7 protein-coding genes are annotated in these 7,869 nt (G+C 49.4%); 5 read left to right on the plus strand and 2 right to left on the minus strand.

Annotated elements, in window-relative coordinates; translation table 11 throughout:
• Positions 1 to 158 precede the first annotated feature (158 nt).
• The 3 genes from LUQ50_RS09150 (at position 159) to LUQ50_RS09160 (ending at position 3,993) form a co-directional block, all read left to right on the plus strand.
• Positions 159 to 818 carry a hypothetical protein gene (locus LUQ50_RS09150; RefSeq protein WP_300039407.1) on the plus strand — a complete coding sequence of 220 codons (660 nt, stop codon included), beginning with the start codon at positions 159 to 161 and terminating at the stop codon, positions 816 to 818.
• Positions 819 to 905: 87 nt separating this feature from the next.
• The gene (locus LUQ50_RS09155; protein WP_300039409.1) at positions 906 to 3,548 is read left to right on the plus strand and encodes a PAS domain S-box protein; all 2,643 of its coding nucleotides are present in this window, start codon (positions 906 to 908) and stop codon (positions 3,546 to 3,548) included.
• A complete protein-coding gene (locus LUQ50_RS09160) occupies positions 3,538 to 3,993 on the plus strand; it encodes a response regulator (RefSeq protein WP_300039411.1) in 456 nt (151 codons plus the stop codon). Before LUQ50_RS09155 ends, LUQ50_RS09160 begins: the two co-directional genes overlap by 11 nt.
• Positions 3,994 to 4,038: 45 nt before the next feature.
• Here LUQ50_RS09160 and msrA read toward each other — a convergent pair whose 3' ends face one another.
• Positions 4,039 to 4,509, minus strand: coding sequence for a peptide-methionine (S)-S-oxide reductase MsrA (msrA, locus tag LUQ50_RS09165; RefSeq protein ID WP_300039413.1), 471 nt, complete (start codon positions 4,507 to 4,509; stop codon positions 4,039 to 4,041).
• Between the two features lie 79 nt (positions 4,510 to 4,588).
• On the opposite strand from msrA, the gene LUQ50_RS09170 reads away from it, so the two are divergent.
• Entirely contained in the window at positions 4,589 to 5,725 is a 1,137-nt protein-coding gene (locus LUQ50_RS09170; protein WP_300039415.1) for a DUF3821 domain-containing protein, read from the plus strand.
• A gap of 58 nt (positions 5,726 to 5,783) precedes the next feature.
• Positions 5,784 to 6,296 carry a nitroreductase family protein gene (locus tag LUQ50_RS09175; RefSeq protein ID WP_300039417.1) on the plus strand — a complete coding sequence of 171 codons (513 nt, stop codon included), beginning with the start codon at positions 5,784 to 5,786 and terminating at the stop codon, positions 6,294 to 6,296.
• A gap of 16 nt (positions 6,297 to 6,312) precedes the next feature.
• Here the strand turns inward: LUQ50_RS09175 and LUQ50_RS09180 are convergent.
• The coding region (locus tag LUQ50_RS09180; RefSeq protein ID WP_300039419.1) for a S8 family serine peptidase at positions 6,313 to 7,869 on the minus strand (1,557 nt) is incomplete at its 5' end.

Consider the following 7,869-nt stretch of genomic DNA (forward strand, 5'->3'; position numbering starts at 1 on the left):
AGCAAAGTGTATACATATCAAGTGGGAGAGAAACGTGAATTGTCTGAAGTTCCAAAGAGAGTTCGCGAATTAGCGCGCAAATTACAGTATGGCATATTCCCTAATTGATGCCGAGTTCAGGCTCATCAGGCACCGATCAGGATCGGAGGTCTCATCTGATGAGGCATCCATCTCTGATACGTGCAGCCATCAAAATGCCTTTCTCTCCGGTCATATTCACAATGGATCAGGTAACCGTTGAAAAATCCCATATGACCATGAATGGTCGGATTCTGGTCATCGGGGAGGATACAATCCACAAACTGCAGGATGCATCTGCAACCGATCACCATGATCGATTCATCCTGGTTCAATCTGTGACAGAGGCTCTTGATCTGCTACAAAAAGGAGAGACAACAGGTTTAATCATCGGCAGAGAACACCAGAAACTCACCACAACAGAAATGAAATACCTGGCTCAAACAGAATCATCCTGGTTCCTGCTACTCTGGCCCCCTGATGTAATCCTGAATCTGTTCATCTGGCCGGATGAGTCCTCAAAAAATTCGAATAACCGTGAAGAACCTGGTGATCAGGAGCACCTTCGGGAACGGATTGCCACGCTCGAGGCAAGGAACACCACACTTGAAGCATCGGTACGAACTCTGATTACCGCATTAAGCCAGTGTGAAGCAAAATCGGATGTGTATACCGGAGATGAACATGCCTGGGATCTGATCATGGAGGGAATTCCTGTTGCGGATCAGGATTCTGAATTCCAGACAGACGAGGAACAGGAATCAGATGAAGATGATAAGACTGGAGAAGAGGAAGTGTAATTATCATTCCTGAAGATTCAATTCACAAGTTTTATCACAGTCTGATGGAAACACCAGATCAGGTTTGACAGCCAGGTTGGAGAAAGAATGCTGGAGAGATGGAAATTATCCAGTCTGCTCTCACTCTCTATTTTTTTCATTGTAGTATTCATCGTTACCGGGATGATATTGGTAAACTACCTGGTAACGGTTCAGCAGGTCAAAGATGATACACGGATACTGCAGGACCATACCGAACAGGTGATAAATACCTCGTTCCATCTGATTAATTACGGCCTTGAGATCTATGACAACACCTTCAACGACGAGATGATCGCCGGATTTGGATCAGTCATGGATGCATACAATCAGACTCACGGAGATATATCCCAACTGGACCTGCAGGCTCTCAGTCAGAGCAACGGCGGGATTGAGATCCATATTATCAATCGCTCAGCAGTCATGGTTCAAACATCGAACCAAGAGAGACCGTTGCTCGATTTTAACGCGATTTATCCTGATTTTGCAATTTTTTTACAGAATATCAGCAACACTAGCGGGTTTTATCCTGACCGGATCGTCGCGGAGTATTCCACAGGCAACCTGACCAAATTTGCATACATGCCTACCGCGGATCACAAGTATATCATCGAACTTGCCCTGGCCAGGATCGATTTTTCCAATGAACGGATTCGGCTGAATTACACCGGGATCATGGACCAGATTCCCAAGACCAATCCTGATATCGGCCATGTCCGATTGTTTCGAAAGAATTTTCGGCTCGTTAACAACTCCAGTTATAACGCAACCAGGCAGGAACGCGACATTATCAGCCAGATCTTACGCGACCGGACCAACCTTGAGTTTGAACACCCTGATCGGGGAGAAAAGGTCAGGTACCTCCTTGTTGATATGCGAGATGAGCGGTACGGTGCTGACATGAGTCTTGTCGCAGAGATCACATACCATGATAGGGTTCTTCAGGAGAGGATCCATTTCCTGCTCATCTATCACTTCATCCTTGCCGGAATTGCCATCATCGGGGGAGCATTGCTTTCCTTATTCATCTCCCGCAGGATCATGCACCCAATCGAAGAGTTGGTTGAGGATGTAGATCGGGTGGCTGACGGAGACCTGGATCATGTCATCAGAACCGGAGTAAGTGTTGAACTGCTCATTCTCCAAGAGAGTGTGATACGGCTGGTTTCGAATATCCATGATCTGGTTCAACATCTCAGGGAAGAGGAAACAAAATTACTGCAGAGTGAAGAGCGGTACCGGAACGTGGTTGAGACACAGAATGAACTGATCTGCAGATTCAGACCTGATGGGTGGTGCCTGTTTGTCAATGATGCATACTGTAGGTTCTTTCATAAAACACGGGAAAAACTGATTCAGACAAGATTTGATCCCAACCAGACCGGGGAGGAGCAAAAAACAAGGGAGGATTACTTCGCTTCACTGACACTGGAAGATCCAGTCAGTACAATTGAACAGCAGGTTCGTGGCCCTGACGGAACCATTAGATGGGTTCAGTGGAGCAACACGGTAATCCCTGGAGAAGATGGAAAGATCGCTGAGTATCAATCAGTGGGCAGGGAGATAACCGGGCGGAAACTGCTGGAAGCAGATCTCCAAGCATCAGAAACCCTGTACCGGTACACCATCAATGCCATGGTGGACGGTGTCCATGTGATCGACCACTCATACACCATTCTGCTGATCAATACTGGATTTGCAGCATGGACTACCCTTCCTCCTGCCAAGGAACTCGTTCAGCAGAACCTCTTTGAGGTATTCCCATTCCTAGACGAGAAAATCAGGCAAGAATATGAGCATGTTTTTGCAACCGGAAAGAGCATGATCACCGAGGAAGTATATGATCCCGGGAACGGTGGAGTGCACACGGAAACCCGTAAAATACCGATCCTGTTCAATGGCCGGGTCGAGAAGGTCGTCACCATCATCAGGGACATCTCAGACCGGATGCAGGCAGCAGCAATCCAGCAGGATATGAACCAGCGGCTAGAAGAAGAAGTAAAAACCAGGACGCAGGAACTGGAGGCAATCGTTCAGGAACTCGACTCTTTCACTTACACCGTCTCCCATGATCTTCGCGGCCCGCTCAGGGCTATCGACGGGTTTTCGCACATCCTCACACTAAAAGCTGAGCCTGAACAGGGTTCAGATCTCGCCTACTATCTCAGTAAGATTCATGAAAACATCAGACTCATGGATGATCTAATCGAGGATCTCCTCAGTTTTACCCGAATGTCGCGTAAACAGATCGAACGGTCAGTTATCGATATGGAGAGGCTTGCAACTGATGTGGTCGGTGAACAGGTAAGCTCGTATCCGGCAGCACAATATGATATCACCATCGACACACTGCCGGCAGCATCTGCAGATGCAATCATGATCAGGCAGGTAATGGTGCATCTGATATCGAACGCAATGAAGTTCTCACATCAGCAACATCACCCACAGATCAGGATCGGATCCATACAAAATGAGGGAACTATTGAGTACTACGTACAGGACAATGGGATAGGTTTTGATATGCAGTACGCAGATAAGATATTTGACGTGTTCCAGCGACTGCATCCGGCAGGTGAATACGAAGGAACCGGTGTAGGCCTTGCAATTGTAAACCGGATAATAATCAGGCATGGAGGCCGCATCAGAGTGATTGCAAAGGAGGGGGGCGGGGCCACCTTTTTCTTCTCAGTAGGAGTTGGACATGGCACATAGTGACGCGGGACTTGAACTGATACTCATTGAAGATAGTCAGAACGATATCGAACTCTTCCTCAATGTGGTGGATTGGATCGATATGGGTGACCAAGTGCGGATCTTTCCTGACGGAAGGGAAGCACTTGAATACCTTCAGGGGACTGGAAAATATGAGCATAAAGCGCCTGATTATCCGATAGTGATATTTCTTGACCTGAAAATGCCTCTACTTGACGGGATAGAAATTCTGAAAGTACTTAAGGGGAACCCGCGCACGGTTACCCACCCGGTAATTGTCTTCACCTCATCGAATCAGGATATCGATGTGATCAAGAGTTATGAACTCGGTGCAAACAGTTACGTAGTAAAACCAGTTCAGTTTGAAAAGTTCGCAGAAACGATCAGGGAGCTGATTAATTACTGGCGCAATATGAACCGGCCGATGATAACCCGCAAAGACTGATCCGCTTTTTTTCTAATCCGATCCAAGGTGATGAACTCAGGTTGATTACAGCCCGCTGTACCGACGTCCAATTTTCAGATAATACGACTGATGATACTCTTCTGCAGGCCAGAACTCAGCGGACGGGACAACTGCGGTGACAACCGGTGATGAGTACTTTCCCGATGCATCTATTCTCTCGATCATCCGGATGGCTTGTTCGCGTTCTGCTTCGCTCTCATAGAAAATGACTGACCGGTACTGGGTTCCCTCGTCCGGTCCCTGCCGGTTCAGTTCAGTCGGGTTGTGAAATTGAAAAAAGACCTCAAGCAGTTGTCGGTACGATACCTGGTCAGGATCATATTCGAGCTGTACCGCCTCGGCATGCCCGGTTTTATCAGAGCAGACATCCTGATAGGTCGGGTCAGGCATCGAGCCACCGGTATAGCCTACCCGGGTTGCCAGAACGCCAGGTACCTGCTGGAATGCTGCCTCAACACCCCAGAAACACCCGGCTGCAAAGGTTGCAATCGCCATGGAGTACCTTTCGATCCCCGGCTATTTCTGACTCACGGTAAGACAAACCTATAAGCATCAGAAGAAACCTGATCGCATCATGCGAACAGGGATAACTGCACTGTTATGTATCATCATCGCCCTGGCCATGACGGTTCAGGCTGATATCAGGACGGTTCCACCAGCTGGAACGGTCTTTATCGGGGAAGAACATCTTGACATTAGCGGGTCAGGCCTCAGTCCCGGCAGTCAGATTGCCTGGTGGGCTCCCGGAACCTCGCTCGTGGAGACCCCGGCTGACACCGTGACGGTCACCAATCCCTCCAGTTTTTCAGCACTCAGTTCTTCGTTCGCTGGAAAAGAGGGGATTTGGTATTCCCTCGGGGAGAAAACACCGATATTCAAGATAAAAAGCCCGAGACTAAGACTGAAGATCTCTGATACGACCTCTGACTTTGATGCCACCGGCAAGTGGCTGCCACGCGGTCATCTGGCCTCGTTCCAGATCGAGAGCAACCTTTACGAACTCAGATCCCGTACCGGAGTGACCGGTGCACCGGTGGATATCATCATCAAAACCCCTGAAGGAGGTGAGTATTCGGCAGTATCAGGACCCTCAGGATCCTTCAGCCTCACCGGGATTCCCGTCAGTTCAGCATCGTATGACACCGGACCGGTCTGGAACACCGGTAATACTGATTCAGGTACCTATACCATTCGGGCAGAATGCACGGCTAATGAAATGAAATCAAATAGTGTTGACCCGGGGACCGGGGTTTCAGTTCCGATCACGGTACTAATTCAGGATATCAACCCGCTTTCAGAGGGAGGAAGGCAGGTTGAGATACAGGCAGGTCAAAACTTCAAGACAGATACGCAGGGAATCACGGACCTGCAGACCGGGCAGAAGATACCGGGTCCGACAATGACATCAGGGAAGATCACTCCGGTCAGTACACCCACTGATGGTACGGTCAGGACCGTGATAACCCTGGCACCAACCACGGTTTCATCACCGGAAATTACCGTAACCCAGTCACCAGCCCGGACACCGCTTGCGCAGGTATCATCAGAGACTCCGACAACACTGGTTACTCTGGCAAAAACTCCTACGACATCAGCAGTACCATCAAATACAACATCTGCACCCTCTCCCACTTCGACTGTTGCCTCGCTTCCGACACTCCAGGTAATCATCGCAGTACTGGCTGGAGTCTGTCTTGCGGGACGGCCATAGGTATAGAAGAACAGAAGGAGACCTCAATCTATTTTTGGGTGTAGGGAGAGTATATCTCATGAATCTTGGGGCAACACTCATCAAATCGCGGAGAAGTGTCCGCAGTTTCACTCATGCACCAGTTGATAATGAGATCATCCATGAAACCCTTGAATGTGCACGGCTTGCACCAACCGCGATGAACCTCCAGCCCTGGCTCTTTGGAGCAGTCACGGACAAAGCACTCATGAAGCAGATCTCGGATATGACCGATCACGGACGGTTCATCGAGGGTGCAGCAGTATGTTTTGCGGTCTTTGGTGAGAAAGAAGCAAAGTATTACCTTGAGGACTGCTGTGCTGCAACCGAGAATATGATCATCTGTCTGCAGGGATACGGGCTTGGAACCTGTTGGGTTGCAGGAGACAAAAAAGACTACGCAGAACCGGTACGAAAACTTCTGAACGTCCCTGAAAAATATACCCTGGTCTCTCTGATCGCATGTGGATTTCCTAAAGAGATCTCTATGCCGAAGAAGAAGCACCTGGATGTTGTCTCCTTCACCGATACCTGGAAGGAAGAGACCTCATAATCAGAAAAACTTTTTGTTAGATCTTCTGGAAGAGTTTCACCACATCAGTGAAATCAATCTTCCCGTTTCCAGAAATATCAAACGCACTTACAGGTTCATTTGTCTTGATCCAGTCCAGGTTCTTGAAATAAAGGGATACATCTGCAAAATCGCGTCTTCCGTTTCCATTCAGGTCTTCGTATACGCCGTCACTATTCAGATCTTTCGGGGAGGCTGACAGACCTGGCAGGGTCAGAACAGAACTTCCACTAATCGCAGCTAGCGTTTTTCCGGCATCAATCCTTCCACCTGATACGGTCTTGCCTGAGAACGCAGAGACCTTGTCTGCATTATTCAGGATCAGTTGCTTCAGTTCGGCAGGGGGAAGGTCTGACTGTTTCGAGAGGAGCAGTGCAGCAAGCCCTGCAACATGCGGGGTTGCCATCGAGGTTCCCTTCATGCTCATGTACTGGTTTCCGAGCCCGGTTGGGTAGGTTGAGATAATCCCGTCCCCTGGTGCAGCCACATCCACCGATTTTGATCCATAATTGGAGTAGGATGGAATCCCATCCTTGGCAGTACTGGCTGCCACTGAGATGATCTGCGGGTAGTCAAATCCTGACGGATACTGGGGGATAACGTCGGTATTGATCCCTGAGTTCCCGGCTGCACAGGCAAACAGCGTGTTGGTTCCGGATACTGCATCGGCAAGTGCCTGACTCTTGGCTGTGCCACCCCAGGAACAACTGATCACGTCTGCCCCCATCGTCCTGGCATACGCGATCGATTTCAATATACTGGCCATATCCCCATTTCCATCTTTTCCAAGGACCTTCAGCGGCATGATCTTCACATGCTGGTCCACACCGGTTATCCCAACTCCGTTGTTTCCTACCGCCCCTATGACCCCAGCACAGTGGGTTCCATGCCCGTTGTCATCCATCGGGTCGTTGTCATTGTTGATGAAGTCCCAGCCATGGATATCATCGATATACCCGTTCCCATCATCATCAACACCGTTTCCTGCAATCTCTCCAGGGTTAGTCCAGATATTGGCTGCCAGATCAGGGTGGGTATAGTCAACTCCTGAATCAATGACCGCAACCACGACCGATGATGAACCGGTGGTTGCCGACCATGCTGACAGGGCTCCGATATCTGCCCCTGATGTCCCGCTGTTCTGGCCGGCGTTGGCAAGTGCCCACTGTTCAGAGAAACGAGGATCATTCGGGGAGCCTGATACGGACTCTGCGCTGACCGGCTCATCGCCGGGAGCCTCAGGTTCATCGGGAAGCGAGAGCTGGATGATATAATTCGGCTCTGCGTATGCCACGTATGAGGACTTGTTCAACTCCTCAATGGCCTTCTCCACCGAGAGCGAGGAATCCATATCGATCATCTGCATCCCTTTCAGCCCCTCGGCTGAGAAGTCGTCAGTAACCTCTGCACCAATTGCCAGATTTGTAGACTCGATACTCATCGCCGAGAAGTCACTGTAAGTGGTTTTATATTTGACAATGACCTCACCCGGAACATACGGTGCATCAATGGTCGTCTGGTTTGCATCTTCCGATGCATTGGAACCTGAAGAACT

This window comes from Methanospirillum sp. (genome assembly GCF_028679455.1).
In the GTDB taxonomy this organism is placed as follows: domain Archaea; phylum Halobacteriota; class Methanomicrobia; order Methanomicrobiales; family Methanospirillaceae; genus Methanospirillum.

Bases quoted from the DNA above. Each gene is read 5' to 3' on its own strand.
- LUQ50_RS09175 (WP_300039417.1), top strand. From the start codon at position 5,784: ATGAATCTTGGGGCAACACTCATCAAATCGCGGAGAAGTGTCCGCAGT.
- LUQ50_RS09170 (WP_300039415.1), top strand. From the start codon at position 4,589: ATGCGAACAGGGATAACTGCACTGTTATGTATCATCATCGCCCTGGCC.
- LUQ50_RS09150 (WP_300039407.1), top strand. From the start codon at position 159: ATGAGGCATCCATCTCTGATACGTGCAGCCATCAAAATGCCTTTCTCT.
- msrA (WP_300039413.1), bottom strand. From the start codon at position 4,509: ATGGCGATTGCAACCTTTGCAGCCGGGTGTTTCTGGGGTGTTGAGGCA.
- LUQ50_RS09160 (WP_300039411.1), top strand. From the start codon at position 3,538: ATGGCACATAGTGACGCGGGACTTGAACTGATACTCATTGAAGATAGT.
- LUQ50_RS09155 (WP_300039409.1), top strand. From the start codon at position 906: ATGCTGGAGAGATGGAAATTATCCAGTCTGCTCTCACTCTCTATTTTT.